15 protein-coding genes and 1 tRNA gene are annotated in these 22,754 nt (G+C 33.1%); 10 read left to right on the top strand and 6 right to left on the bottom strand.

Going from position 1 to position 22,754, the window contains the following annotated elements; all coding sequences use genetic code 11:
- Positions 1-12 precede the first annotated feature (12 nt).
- Genes J8L88_RS08300 through J8L88_RS08290 form a run of 3 tightly spaced genes read left to right on the top strand, consistent with a single transcriptional unit; the run spans position 13 to position 5,573 of the window.
- Positions 13-3,279 (top strand): VCBS repeat-containing protein, encoded by a 3,267-nt coding sequence (locus J8L88_RS08300; RefSeq protein WP_211060490.1) that lies wholly within the window; start codon positions 13-15, stop codon positions 3,277-3,279.
- Positions 3,263-4,660, top strand: a complete 1,398-nt coding sequence (locus J8L88_RS08295) for a vanadium-dependent haloperoxidase (RefSeq protein WP_211060489.1) — start codon at positions 3,263-3,265, stop codon at positions 4,658-4,660. Before J8L88_RS08300 ends, J8L88_RS08295 begins: the two co-directional genes overlap by 17 nt.
- Before the next feature lies 1 nt (position 4,661).
- Complete coding sequence (locus J8L88_RS08290) at positions 4,662-5,573, top strand: hypothetical protein (protein ID WP_118387761.1); 912 nt, start codon at positions 4,662-4,664, stop codon at positions 5,571-5,573.
- Between the two features lie 15 nt (positions 5,574-5,588).
- On the opposite strand, the gene J8L88_RS08285 is transcribed toward J8L88_RS08290, so the two are convergent.
- The gene (locus J8L88_RS08285) at positions 5,589-6,512 is read right to left on the bottom strand and encodes a phosphatase PAP2 family protein (RefSeq protein ID WP_211060488.1); all 924 of its coding nucleotides are present in this window, start codon (positions 6,510-6,512) and stop codon (positions 5,589-5,591) included.
- A 129-nt stretch (positions 6,513-6,641) separates the two neighbouring features.
- Positions 6,642-6,714, bottom strand: a tRNA-Phe gene (locus J8L88_RS08280).
- A gap of 197 nt (positions 6,715-6,911) precedes the next feature.
- On the opposite strand from J8L88_RS08280, the gene J8L88_RS08275 reads away from it, so the two are divergent.
- From J8L88_RS08275 to J8L88_RS08245, 7 genes are all read left to right on the top strand, one after another.
- Positions 6,912-7,643 (top strand): type III pantothenate kinase, encoded by a 732-nt coding sequence (locus tag J8L88_RS08275; RefSeq protein ID WP_211060487.1) that lies wholly within the window; start codon positions 6,912-6,914, stop codon positions 7,641-7,643.
- Positions 7,640-8,887, top strand: coding sequence for a hypothetical protein (locus J8L88_RS08270; RefSeq protein WP_118387755.1), 1,248 nt, complete (start codon positions 7,640-7,642; stop codon positions 8,885-8,887). Before J8L88_RS08275 ends, J8L88_RS08270 begins: the two co-directional genes overlap by 4 nt.
- Positions 8,888-8,903: 16 nt before the next feature.
- On the top strand, positions 8,904-10,277 hold the full coding sequence (locus tag J8L88_RS08265) for a lipopolysaccharide assembly protein LapB (RefSeq protein WP_027394974.1): 1,374 nt from the start codon (positions 8,904-8,906) through the stop codon (positions 10,275-10,277).
- Positions 10,277-10,834 carry an LPS export ABC transporter periplasmic protein LptC gene (gene lptC, locus J8L88_RS08260; protein ID WP_211060486.1) on the top strand — a complete coding sequence of 186 codons (558 nt, stop codon included), beginning with the start codon at positions 10,277-10,279 and terminating at the stop codon, positions 10,832-10,834. Before J8L88_RS08265 ends, lptC begins: the two co-directional genes overlap by 1 nt.
- A 10-nt stretch (positions 10,835-10,844) precedes the next feature.
- Positions 10,845-11,042: a hypothetical protein gene (locus tag J8L88_RS08255; protein ID WP_081415691.1), complete on the top strand. Its 198-nt coding sequence runs from the start codon at positions 10,845-10,847 to the stop codon at positions 11,040-11,042.
- The gene (locus J8L88_RS08250) at positions 11,042-12,310 is read left to right on the top strand and encodes a hemolysin family protein (protein ID WP_211060485.1); all 1,269 of its coding nucleotides are present in this window, start codon (positions 11,042-11,044) and stop codon (positions 12,308-12,310) included. The genes J8L88_RS08255 and J8L88_RS08250 overlap by 1 nt, the downstream gene beginning before the upstream one ends.
- 289 nt (positions 12,311-12,599) lie before the next feature.
- The gene (locus J8L88_RS08245; protein ID WP_027394978.1) at positions 12,600-14,675 is read left to right on the top strand and encodes a peptidylprolyl isomerase; all 2,076 of its coding nucleotides are present in this window, start codon (positions 12,600-12,602) and stop codon (positions 14,673-14,675) included.
- 92 nt (positions 14,676-14,767) lie between these two features.
- Here J8L88_RS08245 and galE read toward each other — a convergent pair whose 3' ends face one another.
- From galE to J8L88_RS08225, 4 genes are all read right to left on the bottom strand, one after another.
- Positions 14,768-15,784, bottom strand: coding sequence for a UDP-glucose 4-epimerase GalE (gene galE / locus J8L88_RS08240; RefSeq protein WP_211060484.1), 1,017 nt, complete (start codon positions 15,782-15,784; stop codon positions 14,768-14,770).
- 93 nt (positions 15,785-15,877) lie between these two features.
- Positions 15,878-17,524, bottom strand: coding sequence for a solute:sodium symporter family transporter (locus J8L88_RS08235; protein WP_211060483.1), 1,647 nt, complete (start codon positions 17,522-17,524; stop codon positions 15,878-15,880).
- Between the two features lie 48 nt (positions 17,525-17,572).
- Entirely contained in the window at positions 17,573-20,752 is a 3,180-nt protein-coding gene (gene glpK, locus J8L88_RS08230) for a glycerol kinase GlpK (RefSeq protein WP_211060482.1), read from the bottom strand.
- A gap of 222 nt (positions 20,753-20,974) precedes the next feature.
- Positions 20,975-22,741, bottom strand: coding sequence for a glycoside hydrolase family 36 protein (locus J8L88_RS08225; RefSeq protein WP_211060481.1), 1,767 nt, complete (start codon positions 22,739-22,741; stop codon positions 20,975-20,977).
- Positions 22,742-22,754 lie beyond the last annotated feature (13 nt).

Genomic DNA, 22,754 nt, shown 5'->3' with positions numbered 1-22,754 from the left:
GATTTTATACAAATGATCAAAAATATAATCATAGTAATTTTTGGGCTGTTATTTTTATTTGGGTGTAAAAAACAAAACACACACCAAGGTGAATTATTTGATAAGATTACTTCCCAGGTTACAAATGTTACCTTTCAAAATACACTAGTTCCTACCGAAGAATTGAATATTCTGGATTATCTATATTACTATAATGGTGCTGGTGTAGCAGTTGGAGATATCAATAAAGATGATCTAGTTGATGTGTTCTTTACTTCTAATCAAGGAGAAAATAAACTCTATCTCAATAAAGGGAATTTTCAATTCGAAGATATAACAGATAAAGCGGGAGTAAAAGGAAATTCCGATTGGAATACAGGAACGGTAATGGCGGATGTTAATGGAGATGGATATTTGGATATCTACGTCTGTGCCGTAGTTGGTCTTCAGGGGTTAAAGGGAAAAAACGAGTTGTTCATAAATAATGGGGATAATACATTTACTGAAAAGGCTTCTCAGTATAAATTAGATTTTGAAAATTATACTACATCAGCGGCTTTTTTCGATTACGATAATGATGGAGATTTGGATATGTATTTGTTGAATCATGCCATCCATACTCAGAATTCTTTTGGTAGCGCTTCATTAAGAAATAAAAGAAGCCCAGAAAGCGGTGATAAATTACTTCGTAATGATGGAGAAGTGTTTACGGATGTGAGTGCGGCTGCAGGAGTTTTTGGCGGAGGAAATGGATATGGTTTAGGAATAGCAACAGCAGATTTTAACAATGATGGATATACTGATATTTATGTAAGCAATGATTTTCATGAAGATGATTATTATTATATCAACAAAGGAGATGGAACCTTTAGTGAGTCATTAAAACAAAATTTTGGTCATACCAGCCGTTTCTCTATGGGTAGCGATGTAACCGACATTAACCATGATGGCTATGCTGATATTCTTACTTTAGATATGACTCCAGAGGATGAAACAGTTCTCAAAGCTTCTGCAGGAGATGAGACCGTGGATATGTTACAAATGCGTATCAATCGATTAGGATATCATTATCAGTATGCACGTAATATGCTTCAGGTTAATAATGGGGATCATTTTACTGAAACCGCTTTGTTAAGTGGTATAGCTGCCACAGATTGGAGTTGGTCAGCATTGTTTGCAGATTATAATCAAGATGGAGAACAAGACGTATTTATATCTAACGGAATCCCAAAACGTCCCAATGATCTTGATTATATTAAATACATCTCTAACGAAAAAATCCAAGAAAAAATAAATAGTTCAAAGTTAGTGGATAATGAAGCTTTAAATATTATGCCTTCTGGAGAAGTACAGAATTGCATTTTTAAAGGAGATAAAGGGATTAATTTTATAAATAAATCTTCAAACTGGCTTCCATTAGAAAATACAGCTTCTACTGGAAGTGCTTATGCCGATTTTGACAACGATGGAGATCTGGATATAGTAACTAATAATATAAATGCTCCAGCTTCTTTTTATCAAAATAAAACGAATGAAAAAAAGAAGTTTTTAAAATTGAAATTTGTTTTTAAAGACAAAAACAAACTAGGGATAGGGGCCAAAGTAATATCCTATCATAGGGGAATTGCACAGTACAAACAATTATTTACTTCAAAAGGTTTTCAATCTTCTTCAGAGCCTATGATTCATTTTGGGTACGATACGATTGCAGCTATAGATTCTCTGAAAATTATATGGCCGGATAATACGATTCAAGTAGCAGAAAATATAACTACAAATCAAACATTAACAATTAAATTGTTACACAAAAGAAATATTGTGAATTATGAAGAATTGTTTCCTAAAAATAAAGGTTGGTTTAAGAAAATAGATTCTATCCCTGGATTACAATATGTACATAAAGAGAATAATTATACAGATTTTAATCGCCAAAAATTAATTCCATATAAAATTTCTGATCGAGGACCAGCTACTGCAATAGGAGACCTAAATGGTGATGGGAAAGATGATATTTTCTTCGGAAGTTCTAAACTTGAAGCATCTAAAATATATATCCAAACCACTACAGGTTTTGAAGAACAATCCTCCGAAATTCTCATCGGTGATAAAAAGAAAGAAGATGTAGCTGCGATTATTACAGATTTTAATAATGATACGATAAAAGATTTATTGGTCTGTTCTTCTGGCGGCGAGTTTTATGGCAACTCTAAGGAGCTAATAGATAGATTGTATTTAAATTCAGATAAAGGATTAATAAAAGGTAGTTTTCCAGAATTATATGAACACGAATCGGTAATAAAAACTCATGACGTAGATAACGATGGTGATTTAGATATTTTCGTTGGAGGGTATGTGGTTTCTAATGATTTTGGTAAGATGCCAAATTCATACCTTCTGATTAATGATAAAGGAGATTTTACGATCAAAGAAAATCCTGATTTAAAGCAAGTAGGTATGGTAACAGATGCTGTTTGGGATGATTTTGATAGTGATGGAATAAAAGATTTGATCGTCATTGGAGAATGGATGTCTCCACACTTTTTTAAAAATGAAAATGGAAAATTAATAGATGTTACTGCTAAATTTTTGCCAAGAAATTTAAACGGTCTTTGGCAATCTATTATCGAATTCGATATAGATAATGATGGTGATAATGATTATTTGCTCGGTAATTTTGGACTAAATTCTAAGTTTACCGCTTCTTCAGACTTACCACTAAAAATGTATTATTCTGATTTTGATAAAAACAAAACAACAGAAACTATTGTTGCAATACCCAAGAATGGTAAATATTATACGGCTTTAGCATTAGATGAGTTATCAAGTCAGCTTAATTATCTCAAGAAAAAATTTACTACCTATACCAGTTTTGCAGGTAAAACTGTAGATCAAATTTTTGATGAAGATGCATTAGAAAATGCAAAGTTGTTTGAAGTACACGAACTAGCTTCTGGCTACTTAAAAAATGATCAAGGAACATTTTCATTTGTTCCTTTCGATAATTCACTCCAATTAGCTCCTATATTATCGATGTTAAAATATGATTTTAATAACGATGGAATAGAAGAAGTCCTATTAGCTGGTAATTATTTCGGAGTAATTCCATATCACGGAAGGTACGATGGATTTGCAGGTGCTATAATAGGAAAGGATGCTTTACTAATTAAAGCACAAGAATTGGGGATTAACTTAAGTCAAAAATCAGTTAGAGGATTAAATATTATTAATTTTGTAAATAAGGATTATTTACTTATCACACTAAACAATGGAAAAGCAGAGATTTATGAAATGTTTCAATAAATGGAGCAAAATTAACGTAATAACTAAGGGTAAGAGTTTATTTTTAATTACTTCTTCCTTGCTTTTTTTAAACGCTTGTCAAAAAGAAGAAAAGCAGATTGTAATTACAGCTGAAGACTACCATAATGCAGTAGATAAAATCACAGAGGTAATGGTACATGATATTTTTTCTCCTCCTGTGGCAAGTCGTATATACAACTATGCTAATATAGCTGCCTATGAAGTGATAAGACAAGAAGGAAAAGATTATAATACCTTGTCAAATCAATTACATAACCTAAAAAATATTCCTGTTGCTGATACGACCAAACATATAAATCATAAACTTTCTGCTTTAGTAGCGTATATGGAAGTGGGAAAATCATTGCTTTTTTCCGAAGATCGAGTAGAAGCCTACAGAGATAGTTTATATGGTTCTTGGGAATTACAGAATGAAGAAATATTTAATGATTCTAAAACCTATGGTTTAGCGGTTGCGGAGCATATTAAGATTTGGTACGCTTCCGATAATTATGCGCAAACTAGGACGATGCCTAAGTTTTCGGTTAATACAGAAGATCCTTCTAGATGGCAACCTACTCCGCCAGATTATATGGATGGTATAGAACCTCATTGGAAAAAAATAAGACCTTCTATTATTGATTCTTCTTCTCAGTTTAAGCCAGCTAGATATCCAGATTTTTCGTTAGAAAAAGATACACCATTTTATAAAGAATTGATGGAAACTTATGAGGTAGGGAATACGATAAAAGAAGAAGGAGAAAAATCAGAAAAATTAGAAATAGCTCAATTCTGGGATTGCAACCCTTATGTTTCGACACACAAGGGACATCTAATGTTTGCTACGAAGAAAATTACACCAGGAGCTCATTGGATAGGTATTTGTAAAATAGCATGTAAAAAAACAAATGCTGATTTTGCAAAGACTGTGTTTGCTTATACAAAAACTTCCATCACAATTGCAGATGCTTTTATAAGTTGTTGGGATGAGAAATATAGAAGTAATTTGATACGCCCAGAGACTTTGATTAATCAACATATAGATGAAAATTGGACACCTGTATTACAGACACCACCATTTCCCGAATATACAAGTGGGCATTCTGTAGTTTCCGGAGCAGCGTCTACTGTTCTTACGGATATTTTTGGAGATAATTTTTCTTTTGATGATGATACCGAATTACAATATGGATTGCCTGTTCGTTCTTTTGTGTCCTTTAATCAAGCTGCTGATGAAGCTGCTGTAAGTAGATTGTATGGTGGGATTCATTATAGAGCGGCTATTGATTTAGGTTTAGATCAAGGACGTGCATTAGGAAGTTTTGTGGTACGTAAGTTAAAAATGAATATTTCGAACTCTGAAGTTGCAAGCTCTAACTAGTATGAAGAGGATTGTAGTTGTAGCTTTGGTAATACTAATAAGTGTTTCTGTTTGGTATTTATTTATAAAAAAATATGATTATCAAGTTTCTTTTAACGTCAAAGGTTCTCCAGGTAGTGTTTATCATCAGGTAATTAGTTGGGAGTCTTGGGGTAAAGATCCAAAGGCTAAAAATATTACCACTTTGGATACTACATTATTTAAGCAAGTGTCTCAAGCAGTAATAGTAAATGATACTATTATTAATCTGGATTGGACTTTAGAAAGTTTAAACGATTCTATAACAAAAATTAGAGTAGGCGCGATTTCTGAAGAGTATTCTATACAGAATAGAGTACGAATACTTATGGGTGAAACAATCTTTACTAGAGGGTTAAAAAAAGAGCTAAAGGTTTTTGGCAAGCTAGCTAATAATTTTGCAGATACCTTTAAAATAGAAATAGAAGGAGAATCCGATATACCTAGTTTAGCGTATTTATTTGTCTCGTCATCTTCTAGTCGTTTTGGTAAGGCAGGTATGATGATGAGGACCAATTCTGATCTTTATCCAAAGATATTAGAAAATAACCTAAAGGTTGATGGAGCACCATTTGTAAGAATTAAAGAATGGGATGTTTTAGATGATAAAATCAAGTTTGATTTTGGTTTTCCGATAAAGTACACGGATTCTCTCCCATTGAATTCATTAATCAAATTTGATAGATCATCTCCGCAAAAAGCCTTAAAAGCTGTTTTTTACGGTAATTATAGAAATAGTGATCAAGCCTGGTTTGCACTGATGGCTTATGCTAAAAGAAGAAATATTTCGATTGTAAAAAAACCTCTAGAAATATTCTATAATAATCCAATGCAAGATGGTAATGCTTCTCAATGGAAAGCTGAAATTTTCATACCTATTTCCAGTGAAAATTAATGGTTTTATTGATTGTTAGAACCTGCCAATTACTCCTAACTGACCTGCTCCAAGTCTAAGATCCCATTTAATCTTAAATTTCTTACTATCATAAACATATCTTTCTTTTTTGTTCAGATAGTTATCAATTCCATCTACAATAACGACGCTAAGAACAATACCAAGAGTCACATCAGTTAACCAATGGGCACCTTCCCATAATCGTGATACTGGTGAGATTAGACCCAAAGCGTAAATACCTCCTTTTATATAAGGGTTTTTGAATTGTTTGCTAATTGCATATGCAGTTGTAAATGATAATATGGCATGACCAGAAGGGAAAGAGTGGTAGTCAGCTTCACTACTATAGAATTTAAAAGCATCTTTACCTTTTCCTGTATGAGGTCTGGCACGACCAACTAGTGTTTTACTGACAGTTTGGATAATTCCACCTGCAGTTGCAGAAGCAATTAGTAATACTCCGGTTTTACGAACTTTTTCATTTTTTGTAATTAACCCAAAAGCATATATTCCTGTAGTTAACCCATAGTTTACAAGAGGTTTTCCAAAACGAAATCCCGTTTCTCTTATAAAATCAGGAACATCATCTCTTTGATCTGTAAAAAAATCATTCGCAGGTTCATCTATTAGGTAAAGAAGGGTAGTTCCTGCTACAATTCCTCCAAATGTGGCCCAATCCTTTCCTTTCCATCTAAAAGGTTGTGTGTATGCGTGTTTTAAACCTCCAAATGCAGAAACTCCATCATATTTTAGCATTTGCCAGCGAGTCATGTTGCTTTGTAAATCATTAGATTCATCTTCAGCATTCTCTTTAGGCGGTTCTTCAATGGATTCTTGAACCGGTTCTTTCTGATTCTCATTGGATTTTTCTTGAGCATGGGTGTTTTCTAAAATAAGAAAAAGTAAAAAGAAAGCAGGTAACACGCGGAAATATTTCATAGGAATAATTTGGTAAACAAAAATAATAACTTATTTGTAAACAAATGGTAAATGCAAAAAATTGAATCGTATTGTAGCTTTTAGGTGTAAAAAGCAAAAAGCCCAAACAATTAGTTTGGGCTTTAAAGGTGGTGCCTCCAGGAATCGAACCAGGGACACAAGGATTTTCAGTCCTTTGCTCTACCAACTGAGCTAAGGCACCTTGCTGTAAGCGGATGCAAATATAGAACGCTTTTTTTAATACTCAAAAGAAAAATTTAAAAAAATCGTTTTGTACTTTTACAAACTTTAAATAAAAGCACGTAATATCCTGTAATCTAGAAGTTGTGGATAATGGAAAAAAGATTATAATTTTTAAAGAAAAGTAGAATCGATTACTCAGGAAATAAAAATAAACAAATGAATCTCATTATTGATGTTGGTAACACTTCTATAAAAATAGGGGTTTTCGAGAAAGATTCAATTATTTACAAAGAAACATTGAAGTCAGAGAACTTCTCTAAGGTGATACGAAAAGTTTACCAAGACTATCCCTTAATCAATAATGCAATAATTTCTTCTGTAGCTACCATTAAGAAACAAGATGTAGTGATAATTAAAAATTTGTTTAATACTATTATTTTGGATCATACAGTAAGAATGCCATTTAAAAACCTGTATGCCACACCTACTACCTTAGGTGTTGATCGATTAGGTTTAGTTGCAGGCGCAGTAGGTCAGTTTCCAAAAAAAAATGTACTTGTTATTGATGCGGGAACATGTATTACGTATGATTTTAAAAATAAAGATGAAGAATATTTAGGAGGAGCAATTGCACCAGGTTTAAGTTTAAGATATGCAAGTTTGCATAATTACACTTCAAAATTACCGTTATTAGAGCTAGAGTCACCAAAAAATTATATTGGTGATACAACAAATCAGGCTATACATTCTGGAATTGTGAATGGTGTTTTGTATGAAATTGAGGGCGCAATTGCAGAATATTGCAACACTTACCCCGATTTAACAGTTATTTTAACCGGAGGAGATGCACATTTTTTGTCTAAAAGATTAAAAAATAGCATATTTGCCACCTCTAATTTTTTATTGGAGGGACTAAATCACATTTTAGCTTTTAATAACAGTCAATGATAAAGAAGATTTTAGTAGTCATTCTGGTAATAGTTACCAGCGTATCTTATGCTCAAGAAGGAACTTCTTCTCCTTATTCTTTTTATGGAATAGGGTTACAGAAGTTTAAGGGAACAGTAGAAAATAGATCGATGGGGGGATTGGGTATACTAACAGACAGTATTCACTTGAATCTTCAGAATCCTGCATCGTATGGAGAATTGAAATTAACAACATATACATTAGGTGCCAATTATAATGGTTTAAATCTAGATAATGCTGCAGGTGAAGATTCATATAAAGATAATGCATCTTTGGATTACCTCGCTATAGGTATTCCTGCCGGCAAATTTGGTTTTGGTTTTGGTGTACTTCCTGTTAGTTCTGTGGGGTATCAAACAAACTCATTTAATGATGATGGTTCTGAAAATCAGTTCCTTGGAACAGGTGGTCTTAATAAGGTGTTTGTTGCAGCTGGATTTAAAGTTAACGAGAATTTAAGCGTTGGTTTAGATATTAATTATAACTTTGGGAACATTGAGAATAAAGCAATTCTCAAGCGTTCAGAGTTAGAATTTGATACAAGAGAAATCAATAGTTCTGATTTGTCGGGAGTTAGTTTATCTTTTGGAATTGCCTATAAAAAGATGCTAACAGAGAAATTAGAGTTAACTACATCACTTGTATCCACTCCTTCATTTAAATTGAAATCAGAGAACAGTCTAGAATTAGCAACTGTGCAGGTTTTAACTAATGGAGCAGAATTAGTTGTAGAGCGACAAGATATTGCAGTAGAGGATAGAGATTTGGATCTTCCGGCAGAGGTAAAAGTCGGTGCAGGAATAGGAGAATCTAAAAAATGGTTCGTGGGGGCTGAGTATACATATTTTGATGCGAGTAAATTCGATAATAGATCGTTTACATCAGATAATGTTGTTTACGAGAATGCTTCAAAGGTGAAATTAGGAGGGTATTATATCCCTAAATATAATTCGCTAACAAGTTACCTTAATAGAATTGTTTATAGAGCAGGATTGAGATATGAGGAAACTGGTTTAAATATTAATGGACAAGCTATTAATGAGTTTGGCATATCTTTTGGAGTAGGGTTACCAGTTGGCAACTTATTCTCTAATGCTAATGTAGGTTTTGAGTTCGGAACAAGAGGAACTACCAACGCAGGATTAGTGAAAGAAGAATTTTTTAATTTATCATTGAGTTTATCCCTAAATGATAGATGGTTTAGAAAAGTGAAATTTAATTAACTACAATTATACAGCTATGAATACTAAAGTGTTATATACGATAGCAGCAGGATTAGTTTTAAGCGCTACAGGAGTTAGTGCTCAAGCTACTGACTGTGCGACTACGGCTTCTATTGCCTATGAGCACGCTAAAGTAAAAAATTATGAGGCCGCAGAAGCGCCTTTGTGGAAAGTAAGAAAAGAATGCCCTTCATATAGTGTTGCGACATACCAGTTTGGTCAGAAATTAATAGAGTCTAAATTAAAAAAGGCAGCTACTGATGGAGAAAAAACTCAATATGCGAACGAACTTATTGCCTTGTTAAAAGAAAGATATCAGTATTTCCCTGCTAAAACTCAAATAGGTGACATGCATTCTGATATAGGTCAGCTTATGTATGCTAACAAAATAGGGACAACAGATTCTCAATTTGCAGAGTTCCATAAAGCATATACTGAGGATAAAGCTAATTTTAAAGGAGCGAAAAAGTTATATACTTATTTTTACCTACTAGTAGAGTTACAAGATGCGGGTAAGAAGGATCTTCAAGATGTATTTGATTTGTATGATGATATTACGGAGAAGATTGAAGAAGAAGAAAGTAAAAAAGCAAAAACAATCAGTACGCTTACAGAAAAAGAAGAGTCTGGAGCAACATTGAGTTCTAAAGAGAAGAGAAGTCTAAAAAATGCTGGAATTAACCTAAGAGCCTACAGTAAAGTAAAAGCTGGGATTAATCAAAAAATTGGAGCAAGAGCAGATTGTGAAAACTTGATACCTCTTTACTCTGGTCAATTCGAAAGTAAAAAGACTGATGTTAATTGGTTAAAGGGAGCTGCTGGTAGAATGTCTGCAAAAGAATGTACCGATGATCCATTATTTTTCAAAATGGTAGAAGCCCTTCATAAAGCAGATCCATCAGCGAAGTCAGCGAAGTATTTAGGTATATTAGCGCTTAAGGATAAGAAAACATCTAAAGCACTAGAATATTTTAATCAGTCCGCACAATTAGAGACTAAAGCTAGTGATAAAGCAAATGTGTACTATCGAATTGCAGAGGTATATAGAAAAAGAGGAAGTTATGCTAAAGCAAGATCGAACTATAAAAAAGTATTAGCAAATAAGCCTTCTTTTGGTCAAGCATACCTTAAAATTGCAGCAATGGTTGCTAAAAGTGCTAATAATTGTGGTGATGATGTATTTAGTAAAAGAGCAGTGTATTGGTTAGCTGAAAGATATGCTAGAAAAGCTGGTAAGGTAGATCCTAGTTTAAAGAAAACGGCAGCAGGAACAGCAGCAAACTATAAAGCAAAAGCACCTTCTAAAACGGATATTTTTAATAATCCTGAAATTAAATCAGTGAAAATAGGATGTTGGATTGGTGAAACGGTTAAAGTGCCGAAGCTATAATGCAAAAAAAGAATTCATATATATTATTAAACTTTGTCACAGCATTTGCTGTGACATTGTTTTTTTCGTGTCAATCAAACACGTCCAGTACTAACACCTATCGTATTACTGAGGATGCTCCTATTTCAGAAGGTTTTGAGGTGAATTTAAAGTATACGGATTCAGGTAGACTTACCGCAATTCTTAGAACACCTAAAATAAAGGACTATACCAATAGAAATTTTGGGTTTCAAGAGTTTCCAGAAGGTATTGTTTTGGATATGATTGATCAAGATGGGAAAGTAAGTGTTGTAAAATCAGATTATGCAATATTCTATAAAGAAACAGGGCTTATTGATATGAGAGGAAATGTAGATATTAAGACTGCAGATAGTACTCATCTTATGGCACGTCAGTTATATTGGGATCAAAGTATTAACTGGGTGTTTACTGATCAACCTTATAAAAGCATTCTTCCGGATGGTACTGTTAACGAAGCAGATGGTTTTGATGCTAATCAGGATTTTACTATCTTGAATTCTCGCATCAATGAAGGAATAATGTTCATCGAAGAATAAACTTATAATGATGAAAATTTTTAGATTTTTTGAAATTGCTTATTTAGCTATTATGTGTTTTTTCCTGTATCAAGCGTATGAAGAATGGGGAAAAGAAGATAGTCGTAGTATTTTGTATCTATGTTTTGCTGGGGTGGCAGTTTTTATGTTTTTCTTCAAAAGAAACTTCAGAAAAAGATTTGATGCCAATAACAAGGACAATAATTAATGGAGCTACAAATTATAGTAATTGTACTTTCTGTTATTCTCTCCGCTTTTTTTTCTGGGATGGAGATCGCCTATGTTTCATCCAATAAAATTCATATTGAAATAGAAAAAAAGCAAGATGGTTTTCTTGCTAATATTTTATCCCGGTTAACCAAAAGGCCGTCTAAGTTTATTGCCACAATGTTAGTAGGTAATAATATAGCCTTAGTGGTATATGGGTTTTACATGGGAGAATTACTCATGGGTTTTATTCAAGGGTATTATCCAGATATGGCACCAAGTTTTAATTTGTTGCTACAGACTATAATTTCTACACTAGTTATTTTGCTTACTGCAGAGTTTTTGCCCAAAGTTTTTTTTCAGATTTATGCCAATACGTTGCTGAAAGTATTTGCGTTACCAGCTTATTTTTTTTATCTATTATTTTGGTTTATATCATCCTTTGTTATTTGGATATCGGATTTTGTCCTTAAGAAATTTCTTAAAACAGATGGGGATGAGGTGCAATTAGCTTTTACAAAAACTGAATTAGGAGATTACATTAATGAACAAATGGAAACTGTCGAAGCACATGATGAAATTGATAGCGAAATTCAGATTTTTCAAAATGCACTTGATTTTTCGGACGTAAAATCTAGAGAGGTTATGATTCCGAGGACAGAAATCATTGCTATAGAAAAATCTCAATCCTTGGAAGAGGTTAGTCAACTTTTTATTGACACTGGTTTATCAAAAGTTTTGGTGTTTAATGCTACTATTGATGATATTATTGGTTATGTACATTCTTTTGAATTGTTTAAAAAGCCGAAGTCTATAAGATCTATTTTGTTGCCAGTAGTTTTTGTTCCAGAAACCATGTATGTTAAAGATGTGCTTAATCTTTTGACTAAAAAACACAAAAGTATTGCTGTTGTGATTGACGAATATGGTGGAACAAGTGGTATTATTACGGTTGAAGATATTGTAGAGGAACTTTTTGGAGAGATAGAGGATGAGCATGATTCTGTAGATCTTATAGAGGAGAAACTAGATGAAAATCATTATCGTTTTTCTGCTAGAATGGAAGTAGATTATATCAATGAAACCTACAAGCTAAACCTTCCAGAAAGTGAGTATTACGAAACACTTGGTGGAATGATAGTTAATCATACAGAAGAAATTCCAGAACGAGGAGATATTGTGAATATTGACTCAGTAATCATCAATATTATTGAAACTTCCAATACTAAAATTGAGATTGTAGAATTAAAAACATTGTTAGAGGATTAATGATTCGTAAACAGACGTATATTTGATATCTGTCTTCTTATTATTCTTAATCAATTAGTTTTTTTTCGAAAAGCACTTATCATTATGTTGATAACAAGAAATACGTGTAGTGTTCTTTTAATCAAATAGATAAGTTTTGTTTTAAGGAGAAATTATTCACTAAAATTATTTGAAAGATCTATTCAAAAATAAAAAGCAAAAAAACTTGTAAAGACTTTCTGTCTTTAATTGGTAATATTCTAATAAAATGGTATTTTCGCCCACTATATTTCAATAAATTAAACTTAAAATGGCAGTTTTAAATAAAATCAGACAACGTTCCGTTTTCTTAATTGTGATTATCGCTTTAGCGCTTTTCTCATTCGTCTTAGCAGATTTGATTAGAAATGGTGGAGCTATTTCTCAAAAAGCAGCAAATATTATTGCTACAATAAATGGGAAAGAAATTGATCGAACTGATTTTGCAAGAAAAGTCGAGACAGCATCTAGAAATTTTGGAGGTAATGGATCAAATTTACAGACTGTAAATTATGTTTGGAATCAAGAAGTTAGACAGATCGTTTTTGATGGACAATTTGAAGAATTAGGAATTAGAGCTGGAGCAGATCAGGTAAATCAATTGTTAGAAGAAGGATTGGCAAATAACCCAACTTTTCAAAACGAAGCTGGAGTATTTGATAAGGCAAAGATGCAAGAATACGTTGCTAGTATTAAAGGAAATCCTGTAGCTTATCAACAATGGACAGACTATAAAATATCTTTGGGTAAAGGAGCTTTAGAAGAAACGTATCTAAATATGATTAAAGCTGGAGTTGGAGTAACTCTTAAAGAGGGAGAGCTAGCTTATAAGATGGAAAATGACGTTGTAGATATAAAATATGTTCAGCTTCCATTTTCTGGAATACAAGACACTGAAGTGAATGTATCTGATGCAGAGATTAAGGCCTATGTAGACAAGCATCCTGACTTATATCAGGCGGACGCTTCTAGAAATATGAGATATGTATTCTTTAAAGAAGAGCCAAGTCAGCAAGATGAAGATCAATTGATAGCAGAGGTAACTAAAGTCATAGAAGGTCTAAAAACTGCAGAAAATATTGAAGAATTTATTAACCTAGATAGTGGATCTGCTTTAAAGTATGAAGACCGTTTTGTTTTTAAGAAAGATTTACCAACTACTGTTAGTGATACTTTATATAATGTTCCGGTTGGAGAGGTTTATGGACCTTATAAGGATGGAAAATACATTAAAATCTCTAAAGTTGTTGCTCAAAAACAGTTACATGACTCGTTAAAAGCCAGCCATATTTTAGTGTCTTGGAAAGGTTTAGGTACAGCTGGTGATACTGAAAGGACTAAGGAAGAAGCAAAAACACTTGCAGATAGTTTGTTAAGTATTGTTAAGACTGATAAAACTAAGTTTGTGACATTAGCAAAAGATTTTTCTGCAGATACTTCTAATAAGGATAAAGGTGGAGATTTAGGTTATTTCCCTCCAGGAAGAATGGTACCGGCATTCAATGATTACATTGTAGATAACAATGTTGGAGATATGGGAGTAGTAGAAACTGCTTTTGGATATCATATCATTACTATTGAGGATAAGAAGAATGAACAAAAAGCTGTTAAGGTTGGGACTATCGCTAGAGAAATTGAAGCTAGTGAAAAAACTATTAACGATATTTTTACGGAAACTACTAAATTTCAAATTGCTACAAAAGATGCAGATTTTGCTGAGAAAGCAAAAGAGAGTGAATATAATGTTCTTCCAGTAAATAAAATAAGTGAGTTAGCAGAAAATATTCCAGGAATTGGTGCACAACGATCAATTGTTCAATGGGCATTTAAGGAAGAAACTAAGGTAGGAGATGTAAAACGTTTTGATGTTACTGGCGGATATGCTGTTGTACAGCTTACGGCAAAAGCATCTAAAGGAATTCAAAAAGTTGAAGACGCAAGTACTTCTGTAAAACCTATCCTTATTAAGGAGAAAAAAGCTGAAATGCTTAAAAAGAAAATTTCAGGAAGTACATTAGAAGATATTGCTAAAAATCAATCTCAAACAGTTAAGACTGCATCTGCATTAAATATGAAAACACCTACGATAAGTGGAGCGGGAACAGAGCCTAAAGTTGTTGGTGCTGCATTTGCTTTAGAGAGTGGTCAAGTTTCTGAACCAATTGTTGGGAATAATGGAGTTTATGTGGTTTCTGTAACAAAGAAAACTCCTGCTAGCGGATTAGATACCTATATGAGTTATGCTGCACAAGAATCTAAGACACAAGCTAACGCAGTTAATTCTAGAGTGTTTAATGCTTTAAAAGAAGCAGCTGATATAGAAGATAAAAGAGCTAACTTCTATTAATAAAAGATTTAGTAAGAAGATATTTTAAATAAAAAAATCCTGAAGATTATTTCTTCAGGATTTTTTGTTTAGTATGATTAAATTTTAAGGTATTATTTTCGCACTTTTTGTTCCCATTTCCAGGCAGAAGATAATGCTTCATCTAGACTGCTCTTAGCGTTCCAGCCCAATTCGTTGTTTGCTTTGTCTGTATTTGCATAAGCAGCAGTAATGTCACCTTCTCTTCGGTCTACAATTTTGTAGTTTAATTTCTTATCAGATACTTTCTCAAATGACTGTATAACCTCTAGCACAGAACTACCAGTTCCTGTTCCTACATTAAATACCTCATAATTAGAAGTGTTATTATTTTTTATTAGACGTTCTAAAGCTACTACATGTGCTTTTGCAAGATCTACTACATGTATATAATCTCTTATGCAAGTTCCGTCTTCCGTAGGATAATCATCACCAAAAACCGAAAGTTGTTCTCTAATTCCAATTCCTGTTTGAGTAATAAACGGAACTAAGTTTTGCGGAACCCCAATTGGTAATTCTCCAATCTCTGCAGAAGGATGGGCTCCAATAGGATTAAAATAACGCAATGCGATCGCGTTTAAGTTTGGTTTTACTTTACAAGTATCTTTTATAATTTCCTCACCTATTTGTTTTGTATTCCCATATGGAGATTCTGCGGTTTTAACAGGAGCATTTTCGGTAATAGGTAGCTCATCTGCTTGTCCATACACAGTGCAAGAAGAACTGAATATAAAACTAGTTTTGTCTTTTTTCTGTAATTCTTTAAGAATATAAACTAGAACGCTTATGTTATTTTCATAGTATAATAAGGGGTTTTCTACGCTTTCTCCTACAGCTTTTGATGCGGCAAAATGAATAACTCCTTCAATATCAGCGTGGCGATTAAAAAAATCTTCAACTTTATCCTTTTCTCTAAGATCGAAATTTTCAAAAATAACTTCTTTCCCTGTAATAGTTTTAATGCCCTTTAAAACTTCTGCAGTAGAGTTTGAGCAATTATCGATAATGACTACATTATATCCTTCATTTTGTAATTCTACGACGGTATGCGATCCGATAAACCCCAATCCACCGGTAACTAGTATTTTCATTTTTTTGTTTTCAAGAGTTTTTACTAAAGTATATTGTAAAGTTACTACAATATGATATATAACTAAAAATAGATTAGGAATAAGTTTTAGTAATTAGAAAATCAAATATGTACTCACTACTAAAGCTGTAATAATCCCTCCAGTGATCAAGGCATATTTCCAAGGAGTAGTGTCTATAACATCCGTGGTAATAGGCGTGTAAATTTCTGTTTTTGGTTTTAATACTCCAATGATCAGCATGATAATTACATTGATTACAAATAAGATACCCATAATATGTAAAAAATGAGGATATGCTTCAGCTTTTATAATGGCTAATTGATCTGCATCTGTAATGCCATTAATAGAAGCTTCTGCTAATGCTTCATTTGTAAAATAAGGGCCAAGAATGAGTAAACTTATTAAGTACATAAGTACTCCTGCAATTAGGACTATTTTAGCACCGATAGCAGGAACTTTTTTTGTTAAAATACCAATGATAACAACCGCCAAAATAGGAACACTTAAACTTCCTAATGCCTGTTGAATATAGGAAAATAATCCTTCAGGAGCATTTGCTATAAATGGTGCAATCGTCATGGAAATTATGGCTATAATAAGTCCAAATAATTTTCCAGCTTTTACTGTTTGAAGTTCATTAGCATTAGGCTTAAAGAATTTTTTGTAAAGGTCAAATCCAAATAGTGTGGCGCTGCTATTTAATAAACTATTAAAAGAACTTAGAACAGCTCCAAAAAGAACAGCGGCAAAAAAACCAAGTAACGCAGGAGGAAGAACTTTTCGCACTAATTCTGGATAGGCTTGATCCGCAGAATCAAGTTCTCCATTAAAAACATTCCAAGCAATAATTCCAGGAAGCACAACAATTATTGGTATCAAAAATTTTACAAAGGCAGCAAGCATCATACCTTTTTGCCCTTCTTTTAAGCTTTTAGCGCCAAAAACACGTTGTAATATAGATTGATTTGTTCCCCAATAATACATTTGAGCAATCATCATTCCTGTAAAAATAGTTCCTACTGGGATTGATGAAGTAACTCCTCCAGTTACATTAAATTTATCTCGATTTTCTGTCCACAAAGTTTGTACACCATTCATCATGTTTCCATCACCAATTAACTTCAATCCGAAATATGGAATCAATAATCCGCCTATTAATAAACCTATTGCATTTATAAGATCCGACACGGCAACAGCTTTTAATCCTCCAAAAATTGCATATATAACCCCAATCAATCCAATGCTCCATACACAAAGCGAAATAGTAGCAGATTGGGATAGATTTAATAAAGATGGTAAATCAAACATAGTGCTAAATGCTAGTGATCCAGAATAAAGGATTGTAGGTAGCAACACAATACTAAACGCAATTAAAAATAAAACAGATAGTATTGCTTTTGTGTTTTCGTCAAAACGTTTTTCTATAAATTCTGGAATGGTGGTAATACCAACTTTCATGTATTTTGGTAATAACCATATAGCTGTAAGTATCATAGCAATAGCAGCTAGTGTCTCCCAAGCCATTACCAGAATACCTTCTGTAAATGCTTGACCATTTAAACCAACAATTTGTTCTGCCGATAAATTGGTAAGTAATAATGAACCTGCAATAGTGATAGCACCAAGACTTCTGCCTCCTAAGTAATACCCATCAGCAGATTTTTCGTCTGTACTCCGAGTTTTCCACCAAGCATATATTGCTACAAGTAATGTAAATCCGATAAATGATAATATGCCCATACAAGTTTTGTGTTAAATTGATAAATCAGATGATTATATGTTTTTAATTTAAGCAATTTCGTGCTCATAATAAGTGGATGCATCCTGTAATAACAAATCTAGGTATTCATTTTCTTTTGCCAGACGTTGTTCATCCCAATGTAAATATTTTATAAGATCCTCTTGTACTAATGATCGATATTGACGAACACTATTAATATCAAAATAGAGTCTACCGGTTCGTCGCACAAAAAAATCTGCCAAACCGTTTATCATCTCATGATGTACGCCATACCAAACTTCTGATCGTATTAATTTTTCTTCAATAGAATCGTTTAGAAAGTAACCAACTTTATTAATGATAGTATTTGCTTGTTTACCATAGGTAGTTCCTAAATACCACCCATAGTGTTCATCCTGTATATTTAGATCCTTCAATTGTTGGTTAATTTCTATAAGATATTTTTCTACTTCTTCTGTGTCCTTTAATGGATCATCAGTAAGAGGTATATTTTGTGTAAATGATTTTGAGAATTGTTCTCTTTTCTTTGAATTCATTGTTTTGAGAACAGCATCAATAACACGTTGCGCCATTTTACGATATCCTGTTAGTTTTCCTCCAGCTATTGAAATCAACCCTGTTTTAGAAATAAATATTTCATCCTTTCGGGATAATTCTGAAGGATCTTTACCATCCTCATGTATTAGTGGCCTTAGTCCTGCCCAATTAGACTCTATATCATCTATTGTGAGTTGTACAGAAGGGAACATATTATTAACCGCGTCTAATAAGTATTGAGCATCTTCTTGTGTAGCTACTACCCGGTTTAAATTAGCCTTGTAGTTGGTATCCGTAGTTCCTACATATGTTGCGCGACCTCTGGGGATAGCAAAAATCATTCTTCCATCGGATACGTCAAAATAGATAGATTGTGTAAGAGGAAATCGTTCTCGTGAAAAAACAATGTGTACACCTTTTGTAAGGTGTAAATACTTGTTATTCATAGAGTGATCTTTTTCTCTTAATAAATCCACCCAAGGACCTGCTGCAGAAACATAGTTTCTGGATTTTATAGTTATTTTTTTATTCGAATTATATTCTAAACACTCTAAACTTTTTATTTTTCCTTCAGTATCATAGTTAAAGGTTGTCATTTCGCAATAATTGATGATGTTTGCTCCATATGAAGCTGCTTTTTTAAGAAGCTCTACGGTAAGTCTCGCATCATCTGTACGATATTCTGCATAATAACCACCTCCAGTAAGTCCATTTTTATTTAATAAAGGTTCCTTGGCAATTGTTTCTTCAATACTTAGCATTTTTCGTTTGTCATCTCCTTCTACATTTGCTAAAAAATCATATACTTTTAATCCAATCGCAGTCATCATCTTTCCATACGTACCACCTTCTATTAATGGCAATAACATTTTTTCTGGAACGACTAAATGGGGGGCAAGTTTATGAACCATAGCACGCTCACTTCCTGATTCTTTTACCAAACCTATTTCCATTTGTTTTAGATATCGTAGTCCACCGTGAATCAGTTTTGTAGACTTATTACTGGTTCCGGATGCAAAATCGTTTTTTTCTACCAGGCATACTTTTAAGCCTCTCGAAGCTGCGTCTAAAGCAATTCCGGCTCCGGTCACACCACCACCAATAATAAAGAGATCATATTTGGTAGTTTGTGCTTTTTGTAATTGTATGTGTCGGTCTAGAATAGAAAAACGTATAGGACCTTGTTCTTTTACAGATAGCATTTTTGCATTGGTAGATTTTGTGCGTTCTACTGCGTCCTTCCATCCACTATATTTTCTACTCCTTTCGTGTTCATTAATCTGGGGTTTAAACTTAGTATCGACAATTCTAATTCTGGAAATGTCTTTTTTAGTCCAAACCCCAGCTTTTATTCCTGCCAGGAATGCAGCACCAAGTGCTGTAACTTCTAACATTGCTGGTCGATCAACCTCTACATTGAGGATGTCAGCCTGAAATTGCATCAAATAGTTGTTAGCAGATGCGCCTCCATCTACTTTAAGTTCTTTCATTAGCTTACCACTATCTTCGACCATAGCATCTAATACATCACGAGTTTGGTAGGCTAAGGCATCTACAGTAGCTTTTATAATTTCATTTTTACCGGAATCCAATGTTAGTCCATATATTGCTCCTTTAGCATTCATGTCCCAATAAGGAGCTCCAAGACCGGCAAAAGCGGGAACAACGTACAAACCTTTAGAAGAGGGAGTAGATATACAGATCTCTTCTGTTTCAGAAGCTTTAGAAATGACTTGCAATTTATCACGAAGCCATTGTACAGAAGCACCCCCTACGAAAACACTACCTTCGAGCGCATATTTGATATTATCTTCAGGAAGACTACAACATAAAGTTGTTAATAAGCCATTCTTAGAATGGTAGGCTTTTTTTCCTGTATTTAATAATAAAAAACAGCCTGTGCCATAGGTGTTTTTAGCAATTCCTGATTTATAACCACCTTGGCCAAATAAAGATGCTTGTTGATCTCCGGCAACTCCATATATCGGAATCTCTTTTCCTTGATAAGAAATATTTCCAAAGTCTGATGATGAATATTGAACTTTGGGTAACATTTCCTTAGGAATGTCTAGTGCATTTAACATAGTTTCATCCCATTCTAATCGTATGATATTATATAACATTGTTCGAGATGCGTTGGAATGATCCGTCACATGTCTTGATCCATTTGTAAATTTCCAAATTAGCCAGGTATCAATTGTACCAAATAGCAGATCTCCTTTGTTAGCTTTTTCTCTTGCCCCTTCTACATTGTCTAGAATCCATTTTAATTTTGTGCCAGAAAAATAAGAATCAATTACCAAACCGGTGTTCTTAGAAACATAATCTTCTAAACCAATAGACTTAAGATTTTTACAAATGTTAGAAGTTCTTTTGTCTAACCAAACAATAGCGTTATGTACTGGTTTCCCTGTAGTTTTATCCCAAACAACTGTTGTCTCTCTTTGATTGGTGATTCCAACACCAGCGATTTGATCAATACTTATTTTAGATGTAGCTAATACTTCTTCAAAAACGTTTTTTTGATGTTGAAAAATTTCTTCAGGATCATGTTCTACCCATCCAGATTGAGGATAATGTTGTGTTAGTTCTTTTTGAGAGATGCCACAAATACTGCCATTATTATCAAAAATAATAGCTCTAGTACTAGTTGTTCCTTGATCAAATGCAATGATATATTTTTTATCCATCAGTGATAGTTGACTTTATTTTTATATACTTTCTTGGTTGATGATTTCTTTGTGATCTTCTAAAAAAACAATGTTATTTTTAGAAGATTGGTCAATTGATTATAAATATCTGAATTATTAAAGCAATTGAAAAGATAATTACGAACTAAAAAAAATGCAATCGTTTGTATTATTTTTTATAAGGTATATTGATGATTTTATTGATTTTTTTAATGAAATCATTTAAGATCCGGTGTTTTTTTCTAATCTAATCAATCCACAAACTGGAGCTTTTATCTGAACTACTCCAATGAGAATCATTAAGTTACATTCGTGTGTTATTTTTCCTGTACAATCGTAAGTCGTACAATGATATGCTCCATAATTTTTATCACTGTTTAGCACAATTTTAGTAACTAATTGACCATTGATGATGTCAATTTTATTTGTAATTTCATTAAAATCAACTATATAGTTATCAAACACTCCTATAATTGTATGATCATTTAGAGAAGATTTGAGTATTGGGTAATTAGCCAAAGGTTTTTGTGGTATAAAGTTTCCTTTAAGAAAAATCTGTGAATGATTTCTCCAATAGTGAGTATAAAAATGTATCATAGATAATTCTTCTGATGTTGCTTCTTGTAGTAATACAGAAAGTTGTGGAACTCCAAATAAAATATTTACCAGTTGTAATGCTTTTATTTCTAGAGGTTCCTCTTTATGATAGGTAAACATATCACTGTGTACAGCAGTATCTCCACAAATCATCTTGATATCGGTGATACGTACTCGATTCATTAAAGAATCACCTGGGCAATCAAAAGCCCTAAACATATTTCCATATTTTCGCATGGCTGGACCGGTATATTTTTGACGAAATTCGATTACAACTTCTTGATTGATTGCGTGTAGGGAACTTATGATGTCAGTCATTAATCGATCAACAGCTAGATTTACGGAGGAATAGTCTCTTCCGTTTTCTTTGGTTAGTTTGGTGCTAGGGTATACTTTGAATTCATCAATAAAATCTAGTTTGAATCCATCAATTCCCCACATGTTTAAGGCATTTACATATAAATTTATTAGGTATTCTCTTACTTCTGGATATCTTGGGTCAAATACGGGAGCCCAACGATGTTCTTCTGTAAGGAATTTACCTTTAAATTTTTTATAAGCTTCTGATTTTTTACCACAAAAAGGAACAGAATACCATAAAGCTAATTTCATTCCTGTAGCGTGAATTTTGCTCACAAAATGTTTCATTTTAGGAATTCTTTCTGGATACCAATCTCCAGTATAATCATATCCTCTATTTTCATCCTTGGTTTGCCATCCATCATCAATGATTATTAGTTCATACCCTAAATCAGATGCAATTTTACACTCCTCAATAAGGGTTTCTATATTTAGTTTTTGATGGAACTGGTACCAAGTAGAATAAACAGGGACTTTTGCTAAATCAGGGACCGTAACTGGGGTAAGATTTTCGAAACTTTCCCACCATTTCCCTACGTTTTTTAGAGATTTTGAAAAAGATTGATCACTTTGATCTATTCTTAGTTGTGCATTGTAATTAGAAATTGAATGATGTCTTTCTGTAAAAAACGATATGTGACAATAGATACAGTTATCTTCTTCTCGATATAAGGCATTAAGTTTTTTGGTGTTTATTGCATCAGAACAAGCAAAGGTGATAACGTTGTTGTCGTCATGGCCAAATAATGAAATTACTGGAGAATCAACAGAAATTCTTGATTCCATATGATCCAATTCCCAATCATCCATGATTCTTTTTGCAAAATCAGTAGTAGGTTTCCAAACACCTTTGATATTAACCGCGGGAATCTTCCATTTAAAGGTTACCGTTTGGGGTGTAAATGTAGTTATGGATGTGAAATTTATATTATATATAGTGACTCCATTTTGTTCTTCAAGTAGCGTTATGTCAACTTGAAAATCTTTGGACTCTTGTATTACCTCGATATTATGAGTAATTACTTCTTTCATTCGTTTTTATTCT

Origin of the sequence: Aquimarina sp. MMG015 (genome assembly GCF_018100855.1) — a bacterium.
GTDB lineage: Bacteria > Bacteroidota > Bacteroidia > Flavobacteriales > Flavobacteriaceae > Aquimarina > Aquimarina latercula.
The sequence above is the reverse complement of the archived record's forward strand: the minus strand, read 5'-3'. Positions and strand labels throughout refer to the sequence as shown.